Here is a 15,847-nt window from a genome sequence, read left to right on the forward strand (position 1 = left end):
CGTCCGGCGCCGCCCCTGCCGCCTGGGCGGCTAGGCGACGGCAGCGGCGGCCAGGTGGAGCGCTCCGGCCAGCCGCTCCGTCCATTCGGCGATCCCGGCCGCGTCCTGCAGCAGGTCCTGCCGGATCTCGATGAGCACCGCCTCGTGGCCGCGGTCCTGGCCATGGGCGAGGATCGTGTGGTCCTGGCTGGGGCTGATCACGTAGGGCTCGTTGGCCGCCGCGGTGATCGCCGGGTCGCGGCCGAGCGCCTCGAGGATCGTCCCGGCCAGCGCGGCGGAGCGGTCGAAGAGGATGCCGGCATGCCAGGGCCGCGCCTGGCCGAGGAAGACCGGCGTGAAGGAATGCACCGCGACGATGACCGTGCGCCGGCCCGCCGCCTCGCGCGCCGTCACGAACTCGGCGACCCGGTCGTGGAAGGGCGCGAAGAACCGCTCGGCCCGCGCCTGCCGGTCGGCGTCGGACAGCCCGGCATTGCCCGGCACCGGCGTCGCCTCGGAAAGCTCGGGGATGCTCGAGGGCACGCCCAGGGGCCGGTTCAGGTCGATCAGCAGCCGCGAATAGCCGGCCAGGAAGGCCGGGGCGTCCAGGCTGCGGGCCAGGCCGCGCGTCAGATGCGCGGCGCCGATATCCCAGGCGATGTGGCGCTCGCGCTCGGCGGGCGGCAGGCCGAGCCCGGCGAATTCCGGCGGGATCACCGGCGAGGCATGCTCGCAGATCAGCACGATGTCCGAGCGGCCCTCGGCATTGACCAGCGTCACCGGCGGCGGCAGCTCCGCCGCCGCGGGGGAGGGATCGAACGGGGCCGCCATCAGAACAGTGTCCGGTAGAGGCGGCAGATCTCCTCGGGGTCCATGCCCGCGAGATGGGCGATCTCGGCCTCCTTCTCGCCATGGAAGGTCTCGAGCAAGACCGGCGGGAACCAGCCCGAGACGACCGGATCCGCGGCCAGCGCGGCGAGCGCGTCGGGCAGCGTTCCGGGCAGCCGGTGCAGCCCCTTGGCGGCGCGCTCCTGCGGGCTCATGGCTTCGGGATCGCCGGTGACGAGCGGCGGGACCGGCAGCTCCGCGCGGAGGCCCTCGAGCCCCGCGCGGACGATGGCGGCGAGGGCAAGATAGGGGTTGGCCGTGCTGTCGGCGGCGCGGAACTCGATGTTGAACTGCTTCGCCGGGTCCTTGCCGCCCAGGCTGACGGTCGGGCAGATGCGCAGACTCGCCTCGCGGTCCTGCTCGGCCAGCCAGGTATAGGAGGCGCTCCAGCCATGCGGTTTCAGCCGCAGGTAGGAGGGCACGCTCGAGGCGGTCATCGGCAGGATCGCGGGCAGGTGGCGCAGCACCCCGGCGCAGAAGGCCCCGGCCTTGGCCGAAAGCCGCCCCGGCCCCGCGGGATCGAAGCCCGCCGGCGCGCCGCTGTCATCGGTGAAGCTGAAATGGATATGCAGCCCGTTGCCCACGGCGTCGGGCGCGGTCTTCGGCGCGAAGCTCGCCTGCCAGCCGAGATTGCGGGCAAGCTCGCGGGTGATCTCGCGGATCGCGACGCTGCGGTCGGCGGCGGCCAGCGCCGGGGCCGGGGCATGGGTGATCTCGAACTGGTCCCGGCCGAATTCCGAGATGATGACCTCCGGGTCCACCCCGGCCTCGGACAGCGCCGAGACCAGCCGCGCGGCGAAGCCGTCGGCGCGGCGCAGCCCGGCGAAGGAGAGGACATGCGCCTGCGGCAGGTCATGGCCGAAGAGCTGGAACTCGTGCTCGAAGGCGGCGGTCATCGACAGGCCGGTCGCGGCATGGAGCGCCCCGAGCGCATCGGCCAGCATGCTGCGGGTGCAGCAGGGCCAGGGCGTGCCGTCGAGCTCCGTGATATTGCCGATCATCATATCGAAGGGCGTCTCGCTGCCGGTGCCCCGGGCGAGAAAGCGCGCGCCGGGATCGGGCAGGATGCGCAGGTCGCCGGTCGAGCCCCAGGGATTGGGATCGGCGATCGTGCCGAAAGGGGTCAGCGACAGGTTGGCCTGGAGCCAGCCGATGCCGCTTTCCATCACGCCGGGCAGGCGCGACGCGGGGACGAAGCGCCCGCGGGTGACGGCGCTGACATCGGTGGTGACGATGCCGGTCAGGGCGGCGGGCAGGGGCGCGGTGTCCTGCGTCATGCCGCCTCTCCGAGCCGGGCGAAGCGGTCGAGCACCGTCTCGGTCGTCGCCTGCCAGCAATAGCCGCCGAAGGCCGAGAGCGCGCTCTCGTGCCGCTCGGGCGTGGCGGCGGCGCAGGCATCGACGGCGCAGGTGACGCGGTAGCCGCGGTCGGCGGCGTCGCGCACCGCCATGTCGACGCACTGGTCGGTCATGATCCCGGTCACCACCAGGTGCCGGATGCCCATGTTCTTCAGCAGGTAGTCGATATTGGTCGAGTTGAACACGCCCGAGGAGGTCTTGGGCAGCAGGATCTCGTTCACCCCGGGCATCAGCCCCGGCACCGGCAGCCCCTCGGGCGCGCTCGGCGGCAGGTGGATCGGCGTCATCTTGTGGTCGAGCGAGCGGTCGCGCCCGTCCTCGGTCAGGCTCTGGATGATGGTGTGGATCACCTGCACCCCGGCGGCGCGCGCCGCCGCCATCAGCCGGACATTGTTGGGGATGGTCTCTTCGGTCACGGTGCGGATGAACACGTGCCCGGCAGTGCGCTCCGGGTGGTGCGGGTCGAGCCCCGGCTCCAGCCAGATGCGCTGCATGTCCACGATCAGCAGCGCCGTTTCGCCCGGCGTGTAGGGCGCATCTCTGCGCAGGTCGGCGTCGTTCATGTCTTGTCGTCCTGTTGGGTCGTCTTGGGGCCCGGCCGCTGCCGGGGTCCGGTGTTGTTGGTCTGCCTGGCGCCGCTGCGGGCGGTGTCGAGCGTGACGGTGTTCTCGCGGCGCACGGCCTCGATCTCCTCGATCCGGCCGCGGGCATCGGGCCGGGACACGATATGCGCCACCAGCGCCTCGATCTGGGCGACGGCCGGGGCCAGCGTGTCATAGGGGGAGGCGACCTCCACGGGGCTGTGGATGATCACCTCGGCATGGTCGGCAATCGGCGACTGCCAGGAATCGGTGAAGAGGACGATCCGCATGCCGCGCCGCGCGGCCTGCCCGGCAAAGGCGATCACGTCGAGCTGGTAGCGGCGGTAGTCGAAGACGACGAGCGTGTCGCGCTTGCCGTAGTCGACCAGCCGGTCATAGGTTTCCGAGGTCAGCGCGCCCATGTCCTCCACCCCCGGGCGCAGCTGCGCCAGGTAGCTGCGCAGCATCCCCGCGACATGGCGGCTGAACCGCCCGCCCAGCACCGCCACCTGGCCCTTGCGGTCCATGATCAGCCGCGCGGCGCGCTGGTAGCTCGAGGCCGGGGAGGCGGTCACCGCGCGCTCCACCGAATGGACGATGGAGGTCATGAAGGCCAGCACCGTGTCCTCGTCGCCGGGCGCCTCGGGCCGCTTCGCCTCCATCATCAAAAGCGGCGAATGAAGCTGCGATTCCACCTCTTCCAGCAGCTTCGCCTGGAAATCGGGGAAGCCCGCAAAGCCCAGCTTGACCACCAGCCGCACCACCGTCGGATCGCTGACGCCCGAGCGCCTGGCAAGCTGCGTCGCCGTGCTGAGCCCCGCCGTCGGGTAGTCCTGCAGCAGGACGCGGATGATCTTTTCCTCGGAGGGGGTGAACTTGGCGTCACCGTGAAGAAGGAGGTCGCGGATGCTCATTGCCCGGTCTCTGCACGTTTTTCGGTTGAAGAGAAAATTACACAATGGAAAAAGACAGTCAATTATGAAGAAGTATTGACAACGCGGGATGCATGCTCTCACCTCCGGCTAACGCGCAGCCGTTGCAACGGAGACATCATGAAGACCCTCACCCAGGCAGAGGGGCGGGAGACGTCCCTGACATCGCGACTTCCCCTTCCCGCCACTTTCAGGGCCGCCCTGGCCGACGGCGCCGCCATGGCGCTGGCGGTGGTCCTGCTGGCCGCCCTGTTCTGGGCCACGGGCGACGCGGCGCTGCAACGGGTGGCAAGCTATGCGGCGATCATGCTGACGGCGGTCTGCGGCCTGCAGATTTTCTCGGGCAATTCCGGGATCGTCTCCTTCGGCCATTCCGGCTTCGTCGGGCTGGGCGCCTATGCCTGCGGCATCCTCACCATGCCGGCCGCGCTGCAGGGCGCGACGCTGCGCAACCTCCCCGGCATCCTTGCCGGGCACGAGCTGACGCTGGGCGGCGCGCTTCTCGTGATCGTGCTCTTCGCGGTGCTTGTCGGCGCGCTGAGCGGCGGGCCCCTGCTGCGGCTCTCGGGCTCGGGGGCGTCGATCGCAACGCTGGCGATCCTGATCATCACCTACACGCTGCTCGTCGCCACCCGCGACATCACCCGCGGCAGCCAGCCCTTCTACGGCGTGCCGCGCAATGTCGGGCTCTGGACCTCCGCGGCTGCCGCCGCCTTCGCCCTGGTCGCCGCGCGGCTCTTCCGCGACAGTCCGGTCGGGCTGTCGGCGCGGGCGGCGGCCGATGACGACCGCGGCGCGGCGGCAATCGGCGTCAGCCGCCGGGGCGCCTGGTACCTGGCCTGGATCCTCAGCGTCGTGCTGGCCTTCGTGGCGGGCGCGCTGATGGCGCAGTTCCTCGGCGCCTTCTCGCCCAAGGATTTCTACTTCCATCTCAGCTTCACCATGCTCGCCATGCTGATCCTCGGCGGCATGACCTCGTCGCTCGGCGCCCTTGCCGGGGTGGTCGCCACCACCATCCTGATCGAGATCGTGCGCCGGTTCGAAAGCGGCGCGGTGCTCTTCGGGGTGGAGCTGCCCTCGCTCTTCGGCCTGACCGACGCGGTCCTGGCGCTGTCGATGATCCTCGTGATCTGGCGCCGTCCGCTGGGGCTGATGGACGGCCGCGAGCTCGACCTGCTGCGCCGCTTCGGCAGGGGCGCGACGCCGCCCGCGGAGCTACCCGCCATCGCCCGCCAGGCGCCCGGCGGCGAGATCGCCGCCGAGGGCGTGGGCAAGCGCTATGCCGGGGTGGTGGCCGTCGACGGGGTCAGCCTGTCCTTCGCGATGGACATGATCACCGGCATCATCGGCCCGAACGGGGCGGGCAAGACGACCTTCCTCAACATCATCTCGGGCGATGTCGAACCAAGCAGCGGCACCGTCCGCATCGGCCGGTCCCTGCGCGGGCACAGCGCCGTGCGGTTCGCCCGCGCGGGCATTGCCCGGACCTTCCAGAACCTGCGGATCTTCGGCCGCATGACGGTGTTCGAGAACGTGCTCGTCGCCGCGCGGCAGGTGGAGCCGGACCTCGCCCGCGCCGAGCGCGCCGCCTGGCGCGAGCTGGCGCTGATGGGGCTCGACGAGGTGGCCGACCGCCCGGCCGCGACCATCGCCTACGGCCTGCGCCGGCGGCTGGAGATCGCCCGCGCCCTGGCGCTGGGGCCGCGCTTCCTGCTGCTCGACGAGCCGGCGGCGGGGATGAACGCGGTCGAGACCGCCGATCTGGTGCAGCGGCTCGCCGAGGTGCGGACCCGCCGCGGCATCGGCATCGTGCTGATCGAGCATGACATGCGGCTGGTGATGAACCTCTGCGAGCGCATCGTGGTCATCGACCACGGCCAGGTCATCGCCGACGGCCCCCCGGCCGAGGTGCGCCGCAATCCCGACGTGGTCGCCGCCTATCTCGGCAGCCGCAGCCTGAAGGCACAGCAAGACAACAACCAAGAAGACTCCCCAACAGAGGATACCTCCCAATGACCTTTTCCCGGACACCCGGACTTGCCGCCGCGGGGCTTGCCGCGCTCGTCTGCGCCTCGGGCGCGCTGGCCGAGGATATCACCATCGGCGTCGCCACGGCGCAGACCGGCGGGCTGGCGCCCTTCGACCAGCCCGCGCTGCTGGGCTTCCGCATGGCGATCGAGGAGATCAACGCCAAGGGCGGGCTCGGCGGCAGCTACCCGGCCGAGCTGATCGTCAAGGACACCCGCTCGGACACGGCGCAGACCGTCACCGTCGGGCAGGAGCTGATCGATGCGGGCGCGCAGGTGATGATCACCCCCTGCGACGCCGATCCCTCGATCGCCATCGGCCAGATGACCCAGCCGCTCTCGATCCCGGCCTTCACCTTCTGCGGCACCGCGCCGATCCTGCCCCTGGCGGTCGGCGACGCGATGTTCGGCAGCTATCCCGGCGACAACCTGCAGGCCGCCGCGGTGGCCGATCTGGCGATCGCCGAGGGCAAGAAGACCGTCTACCTGCTGACCTCGCCCGACTCGACCTACACTGCCAACCTGCCCGAGTATTTCGGCATCGTCTTCGAGGCAAAGGGCGGCAGCGTCGTCGGCCGCGGCAGCTACACGATGGGGCAGCCCGACTTCTCGGCGGAGGTCACCAAGATCAAGGCCCTGCCCGAGCCGCCCGACCTGATCATGACCGCCGCCTACGAGCCCGACTTCCCCGCCTTCCTGCAGCAGCTGCGCGCCGCGGGCGTCGAGACGCCGATCTACGGGGCGGATGCGCTCAACACGCCGACCATCCAGGGGCTGGGCAAGCTGGCCGACGGCATCGTTTTCACCGCGGCGGGCTATGCCGCGCCGGGCAGCAAGCTGGAGGCCTTCAACCGCGCCTTCGAGGACTATGCCGGGCATGCGCCGGAATCCACCTACGAGGTCAATGGCTACGAGATCGCGATGATCATCGACGAGGCCGTGCGCCAGGCCGGCTCGACCGATCCCGAGGCGATCCGCGCGGCGATTGCCGGGCTGTCGGATTTCCCCTCGGTGACCGGCAGCATCACCTATGCGGGCACCACTGGCATGCCGGTCCGGGCGATCGCGCTGATGCGCTATGCCGATGGCGTGGCGGAATATGTCGACACGATCACGCCGGATGCGGCCGACGTGCCGGCGCCATGAGCAGCGCCGCGGAAGAAGGGCAGCGCGATGCTTGAGGTCTCGTCGCTTGCGGTCCGCTACGGCGATGTGCGGGCCGTCAAGGGGATCGACCTGGCCGTCGGCAAGGGCGAGATCATCGCCCTTGTCGGCGCCAATGGCGCGGGCAAGAGCTCGACCCTCGCGGCGATCTCGGGCCTGGTCCCGCCCGCGGGCGGGCGGGTCCGCTTCGACGGCGAGGATCTGGCCGGGCAGCCCGCCGAGCGGATCTGCCGCAAGGGCGTGGTGCTGGTGCCCGAGGGGCGCCGGATCTTCGCCAATCTCACCGTCGCCGAGAACCTCCGGCTCGGCGGCGCGGTGCATCACGGGCGCGCCGCGGCGGCGGAGCTCGAGGCCGAGCTGCTCGACCTCTTCCCGATCCTGCGCGACTACTACCGCATCCGCGGCGGCCATCTCTCGGGCGGCGAGCAGCAGATGCTGGCCATCGCCCGGGCGATGATGTCGCGGCCGAAGCTGCTGATGCTCGACGAGCCCTCGCTCGGCCTTGCGCCGCAGCTCATCGACCGGGTGTTCGACATGATCGCGGCGCTGCGCGAGCGCGGGGTGACCGTGCTCCTCGTCGAGCAGAATGTCGCGCTCGCCCTCGAGATTGCGGATGGCGCGACGGTCCTGGCCAATGGCGAGGCGGTGCTGTCCGGAAGCGCGGCGGATCTGGCCGGGTCGGATCTCGTGCGCGAAGCCTATCTGGGAGCCTGACGGCCATGATCCTCCTGCAGCAACTCATCAACGCGGTCAGCCTCGGCGGGGTCTACGCGCTCCTGGCGCTGGGACTGGCCATCGTCTTCTCGATTGTCGGGCTGATCAATTTCGCCCATGGCGAGCTGATGACCATCTCTGGCTACGTGCTCCTCGCCTCGCTGGCGATGGGCGTGCCCTTCGCCGCCTCGGTCGCGGTTGCGCTGGCCGGCGCGGCGCTGGCCGCCGTCGCGATGGAGCGGATCGCCTTCCGGCCGATGCGCGGCGCGGACGTGACCAGCCTGCTGCTGACCAGCTTCGCGGTGTCGAGCCTGCTCAAGGTGGTCTTCCAGAACGGCATCTCGGCGCGGCCGCAGCCGGTCTCCATGCCGGGCTGGATGACCTCCGCCACCGCCTTCGGCCCGGTGACGCTGGGCCACGGGCCGATGCTGTGCATCGCGCTGTCGATCTGCGCGCTGATCGGGCTGGAGCTTTTCCTGCGCTACACGACGATGGGCATCGCCATGCGCGCCGCGGCGGCGGATTTCGACGTCGTGCGGCTGATGGGCATCTCCGCCGGGCGGATCATCGCCACGGCCTTCCTGCTCTCCGGGCTGCTGGCCGGGCTGGCGGCGATGCTGTGGCTGGCGCAGCGCGCCTCGGTCGATCCGCTGATGGGCTTCACCCCGGTGCTCAAGGCCTTCATCGCCACGGTGATCGGCGGGCTCGGCTCGCTGCGCGGCGCGGTGCTCGGCGGGTTCCTCCTCGGCGTGGTCGAGGTGCTCCTGCAGGCGCTGCTGCCGTCCGACATCCTGCCCTATCGCGACGCGATCGTGCTGTCGGCGGTGATCGCGGTGCTGATGGCGCGTCCGAACGGGCTGATCCCGGCCGTCAACGCGCAGAGGAGCTGAGCCGGTGTACAGCAAGCCCGAATTCGCGCCGCTCTCCGCCGAAGCGCCGCTGGCGCTGATCGACGCCGCCGTGATGGCGACCGTCTTCACGCCGGGCGAGGACGGCGCGCCCGCCGCGGTGTCGCATCTGCCCTTCCTGGTCGATCGCGGCGGCGGGGGCGGGGGGCTGGTCCTCGTGTCGCATGCCGCCCGCGCGAACCCGCATGCCGCCCGGATCGCGGCGGGCTGCGCCATGGTCGCGGTCTTTTCCGGACCGCAGGGCTACATCTCCTCCTCCTGGTATCCGCGCGACCCGGAGCGCGACAGCGCGCCGACCTGGAACTACGCCGCGGTGCACTGCCACGGCCGCGCGGTGGCGCTCGACGCGCCGGGGACCGCCCGGCATCTTGCCGCGCTGGTCGCCCGGCTCGAGCACGGCCGCGCCGACGCCTGGTCGCTGGAGGAGCTCGGACCGGGGGGCATGGGCCGGCGGCTGCCGCATGTGCAGGGCTTCGAGCTGCATGTCGAGCGGCTGGAGGCGAGCTACAAGATGGGCCAGGACGAGCGCCTGCGCGACACCCGCGCCGCGATCGAGCGGCTTGGCGCCGGCGCGCCCGCACTGGCCGAAATGATGGCCGGCTGCAACCGCGGGCGCAGCTGACCGCGCCTGCTGCCTGTGCCGGGCTTCGAGCGGCCTGCAGAGCGGAGCGGGGGTGCCCCAGGATGGACGGGCCAAGATGGGCGGGGAAAGATGGACGGGAAAGAGCGTTCCAGCGACAGGCGTGCGGCGCGCCGCTCCCTCGGTGCCCGCGTGCCCGGACTGGCGGAGACTGAGGTTCGCGGCAACCGCGCCTGTTTCCACCGCCATGCCGTCGGCGGCCGCCCGGGGCTTCGAGCTGCATCCGAACAGCCGGAGGCGTCTGGAGCCGGCCGGGACGGACCGTGGCGCGACAGGCACGGGACGATCCCGGATCGCCGTCGCCCGCCTGCCCGCACGGGCGGAGACGATGACCTGCCGCGACCGCGGCCGCGGCCTGCCGCTCCTTCCGTCGGCGATATCGCCGTGGGACGGATCTGCGCTCCTGCTTGAGCGGGATGCGCCCCTCGGTGCGTGCACCCGCGATCTAGCAGGATGCTGAAAAAGGAATTCAGCATGTCGTCGTAGAGGAAATCGTTCCGGACAAGGTCAGGGCCGCTCCCTGATTTAAGCAGATCGGGCCGTCCTCAGGACCATTTTCCCAGTTCTACTGCCAATCTCCACGGCCGAAGGGACTTTTTCAGCATCCTGCCAGGCGCGAAAAGGGCACGTCTTCCCAAGGGGACACCGCAGCGCGCCGGCAATCGCCGTGCCGTCGACGGCCTATATCCCCGATGTCCCGATCCTCCAGCGCGCCGGGGCGACGGACCTGCTGCCCGTCACCTTCCCGGTCCCGGCCTTCGCGCGGCGTCACCGTGCGGGGCAAGGCGCTGACCGGCGCGGAGATGGCGGGAATGCCGGCCGGTACGGGGCTGCCGGCGCGGAGACAGACGCCCGGCCGCCAGGGGCGGGGCCGCCGGGCTCAGGCCGTGGCGGGCTGGGCCAGGCCCGCGGGCAGGGCGACGCCGAGCGGGCCCGCGGCCGCGGCCAGCGCGGCGACGATCTCGGGGGAAAGCGGCACGCCCGCCGCGTCCGAGGCGCGGCGGCATTGCGCGGCGCGGTCGCCGGGCACGCGCACGGTCGGGCCGCCGGGCCGCGGCGGGCTCTCGCGGCAGCTCTGCGCCAGATGGTCGATGATCGCGCGGAAGGCCAGCGCGCCGGCGAAGCAGGCCGGGTCGAGCACCTGCAGGAAGATCGAGGTGAAGGTCCCGGTCGGCCGGTGCACCCGTCCGGTGCCGGAAAGGCCCTGGGTCAGCGCCTCGACCAGCAGCCCCAGCGCATAGCCCTTGTGGCCGTGATCGGCCCCGCCCACCGGCAGGAGCGTGCCGCCGCCCGAGATCGCCACCGCCGGATCGTCGCTGGGACGTCCCTCGGCATCCTGCAGCCACTGGCCCGGCAGCCGCCGCCCGGCTTCGGCGTACTGGATCGCCTTGTTCTTGGTGGTGATCGAGGCCGAGATGTCGAGCAGCACCGGATCGCCCGAGCCCGGGATCCCGGCGGCCAGCGGGTTCGGGGTCATCACGCTGGCCGTGCCGCCGAAGGGCGCGACCCCCGCCGTCGAGGGCGTCGAGGAGGCGATCATCGCCATCATCCCGGCCTGCGTCGCCCGCTCCAGATAGACCGCCAGCGCGCCCATGTGGTAGCTGCCGGCGATGGCGACCGTGCAGGTGCCGTAGCGCGCGGCGCGCGCCACCGCCAGATCCATCGCCTGTCCCGCCAGCCAGGCGCCGGGCAGCCGGCCGCCCTCCCAGGTCAGGCAGGGGCCGGTGTCGCGGATCACCTCATGCGCGCCGGCAGCGGCCATGTCGCCGGTGCGCAGCGCCTCGAGATATTTCGGCACCAGCGCCAGTCCATGGGTCTCGTGACCGATCCGGTCGGCCTCCACCAGCGACGCCGCGACGGCATCGGCAAGCGCGGGCGCCAGCCCCGCAGCGCGGAAGAGCACGCCGGCGAAGCCGGTCAGCTCGGCGGCGGGCAGGCGCAGGGCAGGGTCGGTCGTCATGTCAGTATCTTTCCGGGGTTCATCAGGTTGGCAGGGTCGATCGCGGCCTTGAGCGCCCGCATCAGATCGAGTGTGACGGGGTCGGCATAGCGGGCCAGCTCCCCGCGCTTCAGCAGGCCGATGCCGTGCTCGGCCGAGACCGAGCCGCCGAAGCGCGCGACGATGTCATGGACCGTGCGGTTGAAGCGCGGCGCGGCGGCAAGGAAGGCGGTGGCGGCGGTCGGGGCGGGATCGGGGCAGATCACGTTGAAATGGATGTTGCCGTCGCCGAGATGGCCGAAGCCCAGCACCTGCACCCCGGGCCAGAGCGCCTCGCAGGCGGCGCCGGCCTCGGCGATGAAGGCCGCAACCGCCGAGAGCGGCACCGAGACGTCGTGCTTGATATTGCCGCCGCGCAGGGTCTGCGCCTCGGCCATGCGCTCGCGCAGCGCCAGCAGCCGGGCATCCTGGGCTCCGGACTGGCCGATCACCGCGTCGCGGACCAGCCCGTCCTCCAGCGCCGGGGCCAGGGTCTCCTCCAGCTCCGCCGCGAGGTCGCGGGCCGCCAGCGGGGTGTCGAGCTGCAGGAGCACATAGGCCGGATGCGGCGCCTCCATCGGGTCCGGGACGCCGTGGCAATGCGCCAGCACCAGCTCGATGCCGAGCCGCGGCAGGAATTCGAACATCGACAGCGTGTCGCCATGGCGCGCCGCCATCCGGGCATAGAGCGCCATCGCCGCGGCCGCGCCGTCGCAGGCGACGAGGCAGGTCAGCGACCGGCGGGGCAGGGGGGCCAGCTTCAGCACCGCCGCGGTGATGATGCCGAGCGTGCCCTCCGCGCCGATGAAGAGCTGCTTGACGTCATAGCCGGTATTGTCCTTGCGCAGCTTGCGGAGCTCGCGCAGCACCCGGCCGTCGGGCAGCGCCGCCTCGAGCCCCAGCACCAGGTCGCGGGTCATGCCGTAGCGCAGCACATTCGCCCCGCCGGCATTGGTCGAGAGATTGCCGCCGATCTGGCAGCTGCCTTCGGAGGGCAGCGAGAGCGGCAGCAGGAAGCCCGCCTCCGCCGCCGCCGCGCGGGCCGCGCCGAGGGTGCAGCCGGCCTCGGCCGTCAGGGTGGCGTTCAGCGGGTCGAGCTCGAGGATGCGGTCCATCCGGCCCATGGCGAAGACCACCGCCCGGTCCGGGACGCCGCCGCCGCAGACGCCGGTATTGCCGCCCTGAGGCACCGCGGCGACCCCGGCCTCGCGGCAGAGCCGCAGGCAGGCGGCGGTTTCGCGGGTGCTGCCGGGGCGGATCACGGCGAGCGCGGTGCCGGTGAAGAGGCCGCGCTCCTCGACCAGGTAGCCGGCCATGGCGCCGGGATCGGTCAGCACATGCCGGTCGCCGATCTCCGCGGCGAGGCGGCCGGCGAGCGAAAGCGCGGCGGGGGCGCTGTCCATGGTTCAGGCCGCGCCGCGGGCCAGGAGCCCGGCACCCTCCAGGAACTGCCGCAGCCGCGCGGTCTCGGTGCCGGCCAGCGGCCAGGCGGAGGGCGGCCGCGCCGGGCCGCAGTCGCGCCCGGTCATCGCCAGCGCCGCCTTGACGCCGGTGACATTGGCGCCGTTCAGCTCCTGCGCGCGGATTTCCTCGAAGACCGCCATCCCGGCGATCGCCGCGCGGGCCCCGGCATAGTCGCCCGCCTCGAGGCAGGCATGGATCGCCAGCGAGCGCTCCGGCCAGAGATTGACCAGCCCCGAGGTGAAGCCCCGCGCGCCGACGGCATAGAAGGCCGGGGCCCAGGTCTCGGCCAGCCCGCCGACCCATTGCACATGGTCCGGGCTCGCCGCCATCGCGGCGGCCAGCGCCATCGGGTCGGGCACTGCCCATTTCACCCCGGCCACGCCCTCGATCCGGCAGAGATCGGCGATCCGCTCCGGCCCCATCGCGGCATTGCGCAGGTAGAGCACCAGCGGCAGCCCGCCGCCGGCATCGCGCACCCGGCGGATGTAGTCGGCCACGCCGCGCGGGCTGGCGAAGGGGTCGGGCGGCTGGTGGACCATCAGACCGTCCGCCCCGGCCAGGGCGCTGGCACGCGCCAGCGCGCAGGCCTCGCCGACCGAGCGGCCGATCCCGGCCAGCACCGGGGTCCGGCCCGCGACCATCCCGGCCGTGGCGGCGACATGGGCCTCGGCCTCGGCCAGGCCCAGCCCGTAGAACTCGCCGGTATTGCCGTTCGAGACGAGGATATGCGTGCCCGCCTGCAGGTTCATCTCGATGATCGGCCCCAGCCGCGCGGGATCGAGCCGGTCATTGCCGTCGAAGGGCGCGACGAGGATTCCGGACACGCCGGAAAGGGCGGAGACGAGACGGCTGGTGTCGGGCATGGGAGGCCTCCCTCTGGGCCGCCCCTGGGCGGCCGGTTGCCCGCCCTTGGTCGCAGGGCCGGGCCATGCACGTCCAATCCCGGTTCGGCAGCAACCGATGCGCGGAAGGTATCACAGGCGCGGGTGCGGCGATCCATGCCGGGCGGGTACCGGTGGCCACCCGAACCGCATTGGACGCGCATCGCAGGCCCGCCCTAGCCTCGGGCGGCACTCAGGGAGGACCGAGACGGGACGGATCGACAGGATCGAGATCAAGTCATTCCACTGCGAGATCGCGGATTTCGAGCGGGACTATTCCGACGACATCGCGGCGGGGACGATGGCCTGCCGCAAGGGCGCCGTGCTGCGCGCGCCCTGCCTCCATGTCGGCATCCACAGCGAGGAGGGGCATCTGGGCGAATGCGCCAACTGGGCGCCGAAGGGCGCCCGGGACACGGCCGTGACCTCGGCGAAGATGGCGCTGGGGCGCGACTGGGCGGCGCGCGAGGGCATCTGGCGCAATGCCCGCCGCGCCAGCCGGCCCGGCAATCCCTGCGGGCTGTCCTTCGTCGGCAACGCGCTGTGGGATCTGGCGGGCAGGGCCTGGGGCGCCTCGCTTTCGGCGATGCTCGGCGGCTGGCGCCGCGAGGTGCGCGCCTATGCGTCCTGCAGCAACGGCGACCGCAGCGGCAACCTGTCCTCGAACGAGGCGGTGGCGGAGTTCTTCCTCGGGCTGCAGGCGCTCGGCTTCACCGGCTCTAGCAGTCTGCTGCAATAGTCGGGCCTCGACGTGGTCTGCAGAACATGATTCATCCGCCGCGGATCAACAGCGGAGACAGGGATGCGCAGTGCGGACGAGACGAGCGGGTCGCTGTTCCGCCATGTCGATCTCGAGGCGCGCCTCCCGGCGCGGCATCCGCTGCGGAAGATCCGGCTGGTGGTGAAGCGGGCTATTGAGGCGCCATCGGTCCGAGCCCACTGGCGAACGCGCGCGCCAGCCTCGATGCCGGATTCGAGGTGCTCTACGCCGAGTTTGGCCGTCCCTCGATTGCGCCGGAACGGCTGATCCGGGCCAGCCTGCTCCAGATCCTCTGCTCGGCCCGCTCCGAACGGCAGCTGATGGAGCAGCTGGACGACAACCTGCTGTTCCGCTGGTTCGCGGGGCTCGGCATCGACGACGCGGTTTGGGTCCCGACCGTGTTCAGCAGGAACCGCGACCGGCTGCGGACTTCGGACATGTCGCGCAAGGTGATGGCATTCGTCGGGGAAACCGTCCCCCGGACGGTTTCCCGATCCTCCTCATTCCTGGCGCATCGCGTGGTCGCGCCGCTGCTGTCGGATGATCACTTTTCGGTCGACGGCACGCTGGCGAAGGCCTGGGCGTCGATGAAGAGCCGCCGGCCGAAGGAGGATGGCAGGCCGCCGAAGGACGGCGATCCCGGCGATCCTCCGGCACAGGATGCCGCCCCGCAAGATCCGTCCCCGCAGCCCGGTCCGGAACCCCGCCCGATGTCACGCCCCGCCAGCCGCAGCCGCAATGCCGAAGCGAACTTCAAGGGCGAGAAACGGACCAGCGCGACGCATGCCTCGACCACCGATCCGGAGGCGCGGCTCTACCGGAAGTCGCCCGGCACCGGCGCGATGCTGTGCTTCATGGGGCATGCTGTCATGGAGATGAGGCGTGTTCCGCCACCGGTCCGGGGAACGCGCCGATTGCGCAGCGGGCTTGCGGTCCAGGGCGAGCTGACCCAGGCCTGTGGCTGTGCCGAACGAACGGCAGCGCTCGCCATGATGGACCGGCGGTCGCCGGGGTCGACGAGACGGCTGACGCCGGGCGCGGAGTTGCCGGCGATTGCGCCACCGGTCCGAGCGACCGCTGGCGACGCCCATGACGTGGCCGGGTTCGCGGCCGATTGCCGGAGGGCCTGCATCACCCCGCATGTCGCGCAGAAGGCGGGGTTTTCGGCCATCGGCAGACGGACCACGCGGCACGAGGGCCATGCCCTGTCTCAACGGCACCGGAAACGCATCGAGGAGCTTTTCGGATGGTCCAAGACGGTCGGCGGCGCGGCGCAGGCGGTCTATCGCGGCGTGGAGAGGCTTCGCTCGCGCTTCATCCTCGCGCTGGCGGCGGCAAATCTTGCCCGGCTGCCGCGGCTGCTGGCCATCTGAAGACGGCGGCCGCGGCGCCATCTGCGCCAAGTGGCAGGGAACGGATGGAGGATAGCGCAATCACGCCCAGCGAGACGGAAGACAATTCCGCTCGCCCGATTTTTTCGGCCCCCTGCACTCATGATCGCCGCCACCCCCTTGTTCCAAGGCGAATCCTCCGGCGGTGCCGGGCGCGGCGGGTTGGAGATGCGCAAGGCCGG

Annotated in this window: 13 protein-coding genes and 1 pseudogene; 7 read left to right on the top strand and 7 right to left on the bottom strand. The window is 71.6% G+C overall.

The window, feature by feature from the left end:
• Positions 1-30: 30 nt before the first annotated feature.
• Genes FGX59_RS07505 through FGX59_RS07520 form a run of 4 tightly spaced genes read right to left on the bottom strand, consistent with a single transcriptional unit; the run spans position 31 to position 3,720 of the window.
• Positions 31-810 (bottom strand): N-formylglutamate amidohydrolase, encoded by a 780-nt coding sequence (locus FGX59_RS07505; protein ID WP_138465906.1) that lies wholly within the window; start codon positions 808-810, stop codon positions 31-33.
• Positions 810-2,144: a glutamine synthetase family protein gene (locus FGX59_RS07510; RefSeq protein WP_138465907.1), complete on the bottom strand. Its 1,335-nt coding sequence runs from the start codon at positions 2,142-2,144 to the stop codon at positions 810-812. The genes FGX59_RS07505 and FGX59_RS07510 overlap by 1 nt, the downstream gene beginning before the upstream one ends.
• Positions 2,141-2,788, bottom strand: coding sequence for a cysteine hydrolase family protein (locus FGX59_RS07515; RefSeq protein WP_138465908.1), 648 nt, complete (start codon positions 2,786-2,788; stop codon positions 2,141-2,143). Before FGX59_RS07515 ends, FGX59_RS07510 begins: the two co-directional genes overlap by 4 nt.
• The gene (locus tag FGX59_RS07520; protein WP_138465909.1) at positions 2,785-3,720 is read right to left on the bottom strand and encodes a MurR/RpiR family transcriptional regulator; all 936 of its coding nucleotides are present in this window, start codon (positions 3,718-3,720) and stop codon (positions 2,785-2,787) included. The genes FGX59_RS07515 and FGX59_RS07520 overlap by 4 nt, the downstream gene beginning before the upstream one ends.
• Positions 3,721-3,858: 138 nt before the next feature.
• On the opposite strand from FGX59_RS07520, the gene FGX59_RS07525 reads away from it, so the two are divergent.
• Genes FGX59_RS07525 through FGX59_RS07545 form a run of 5 tightly spaced genes read left to right on the top strand, consistent with a single transcriptional unit; the run spans position 3,859 to position 9,173 of the window.
• Positions 3,859-5,754 (top strand): ATP-binding cassette domain-containing protein, encoded by a 1,896-nt coding sequence (locus tag FGX59_RS07525; RefSeq protein ID WP_138465910.1) that lies wholly within the window; start codon positions 3,859-3,861, stop codon positions 5,752-5,754.
• Positions 5,751-6,911: an ABC transporter substrate-binding protein gene (locus FGX59_RS07530; RefSeq protein WP_138465911.1), complete on the top strand. Its 1,161-nt coding sequence runs from the start codon at positions 5,751-5,753 to the stop codon at positions 6,909-6,911. Before FGX59_RS07525 ends, FGX59_RS07530 begins: the two co-directional genes overlap by 4 nt.
• A gap of 27 nt (positions 6,912-6,938) precedes the next feature.
• The gene (locus tag FGX59_RS07535; RefSeq protein ID WP_138465912.1) at positions 6,939-7,643 is read left to right on the top strand and encodes an ABC transporter ATP-binding protein; all 705 of its coding nucleotides are present in this window, start codon (positions 6,939-6,941) and stop codon (positions 7,641-7,643) included.
• A gap of 5 nt (positions 7,644-7,648) precedes the next feature.
• Entirely contained in the window at positions 7,649-8,533 is an 885-nt protein-coding gene (locus FGX59_RS07540; RefSeq protein ID WP_206078306.1) for a branched-chain amino acid ABC transporter permease, read from the top strand.
• Positions 8,534-8,537: 4 nt separating this feature from the next.
• Entirely contained in the window at positions 8,538-9,173 is a 636-nt protein-coding gene (locus FGX59_RS07545; protein ID WP_138465913.1) for an FMN-binding negative transcriptional regulator, read from the top strand.
• An 898-nt stretch (positions 9,174-10,071) separates the two neighbouring features.
• Here FGX59_RS07545 and FGX59_RS07550 read toward each other — a convergent pair.
• From FGX59_RS07550 to FGX59_RS07560, 3 genes are read right to left on the bottom strand one after another with little or no spacing between them, the layout of a single operon-like run.
• Positions 10,072-11,151: an Ldh family oxidoreductase gene (locus FGX59_RS07550; RefSeq protein ID WP_138465914.1), complete on the bottom strand. Its 1,080-nt coding sequence runs from the start codon at positions 11,149-11,151 to the stop codon at positions 10,072-10,074.
• Positions 11,148-12,572, bottom strand: coding sequence for an FAD-binding oxidoreductase (locus FGX59_RS07555; RefSeq protein ID WP_138465915.1), 1,425 nt, complete (start codon positions 12,570-12,572; stop codon positions 11,148-11,150). The genes FGX59_RS07550 and FGX59_RS07555 overlap by 4 nt, the downstream gene beginning before the upstream one ends.
• Positions 12,573-12,575: 3 nt before the next feature.
• Positions 12,576-13,496, bottom strand: coding sequence for a dihydrodipicolinate synthase family protein (locus FGX59_RS07560; RefSeq protein ID WP_138465916.1), 921 nt, complete (start codon positions 13,494-13,496; stop codon positions 12,576-12,578).
• Positions 13,497-13,815: 319 nt separating this feature from the next.
• Between FGX59_RS07560 and FGX59_RS07565 the strand changes: the two genes are divergently transcribed.
• Together FGX59_RS07565 and FGX59_RS07570 are read left to right on the top strand one after the other, a co-directional pair.
• Complete coding sequence (locus FGX59_RS07565; RefSeq protein WP_138465917.1) at positions 13,816-14,253, top strand: hypothetical protein; 438 nt, start codon at positions 13,816-13,818, stop codon at positions 14,251-14,253.
• A 63-nt stretch (positions 14,254-14,316) separates the two neighbouring features.
• A pseudogene (locus FGX59_RS07570) lies at positions 14,317-15,647 on the top strand (IS5 family transposase).
• The last annotated feature ends 200 nt before the right edge of the window (positions 15,648-15,847 follow it).

This window comes from Poseidonocella sp. HB161398, from assembly GCF_005870025.1.
Taxonomy (GTDB): Bacteria; Pseudomonadota; Alphaproteobacteria; order Rhodobacterales; family Rhodobacteraceae; genus Mangrovicoccus.

Excerpts from the sequence above, each read along its gene's own strand:
- FGX59_RS07505 (WP_138465906.1), bottom strand. The coding sequence starts at position 810 with ATGGCGGCCCCGTTCGATCCCTCCCCCGCGGCGGCGGAGCTGCCGCCG.
- FGX59_RS07510 (WP_138465907.1), bottom strand. The coding sequence starts at position 2,144 with ATGACGCAGGACACCGCGCCCCTGCCCGCCGCCCTGACCGGCATCGTC.
- FGX59_RS07515 (WP_138465908.1), bottom strand. The coding sequence starts at position 2,788 with ATGAACGACGCCGACCTGCGCAGAGATGCGCCCTACACGCCGGGCGAA.
- FGX59_RS07520 (WP_138465909.1), bottom strand. The coding sequence starts at position 3,720 with ATGAGCATCCGCGACCTCCTTCTTCACGGTGACGCCAAGTTCACCCCC.
- FGX59_RS07525 (WP_138465910.1), top strand. The coding sequence starts at position 3,859 with ATGAAGACCCTCACCCAGGCAGAGGGGCGGGAGACGTCCCTGACATCG.
- FGX59_RS07530 (WP_138465911.1), top strand. The coding sequence starts at position 5,751 with ATGACCTTTTCCCGGACACCCGGACTTGCCGCCGCGGGGCTTGCCGCG.
- FGX59_RS07535 (WP_138465912.1), top strand. The coding sequence starts at position 6,939 with ATGCTTGAGGTCTCGTCGCTTGCGGTCCGCTACGGCGATGTGCGGGCC.
- FGX59_RS07540 (WP_206078306.1), top strand. The coding sequence starts at position 7,649 with ATGATCCTCCTGCAGCAACTCATCAACGCGGTCAGCCTCGGCGGGGTC.
- FGX59_RS07550 (WP_138465914.1), bottom strand. The coding sequence starts at position 11,151 with ATGACGACCGACCCTGCCCTGCGCCTGCCCGCCGCCGAGCTGACCGGC.
- FGX59_RS07555 (WP_138465915.1), bottom strand. The coding sequence starts at position 12,572 with ATGGACAGCGCCCCCGCCGCGCTTTCGCTCGCCGGCCGCCTCGCCGCG.
- FGX59_RS07560 (WP_138465916.1), bottom strand. The coding sequence starts at position 13,496 with ATGCCCGACACCAGCCGTCTCGTCTCCGCCCTTTCCGGCGTGTCCGGA.
- FGX59_RS07565 (WP_138465917.1), top strand. The coding sequence starts at position 13,816 with ATGGCCTGCCGCAAGGGCGCCGTGCTGCGCGCGCCCTGCCTCCATGTC.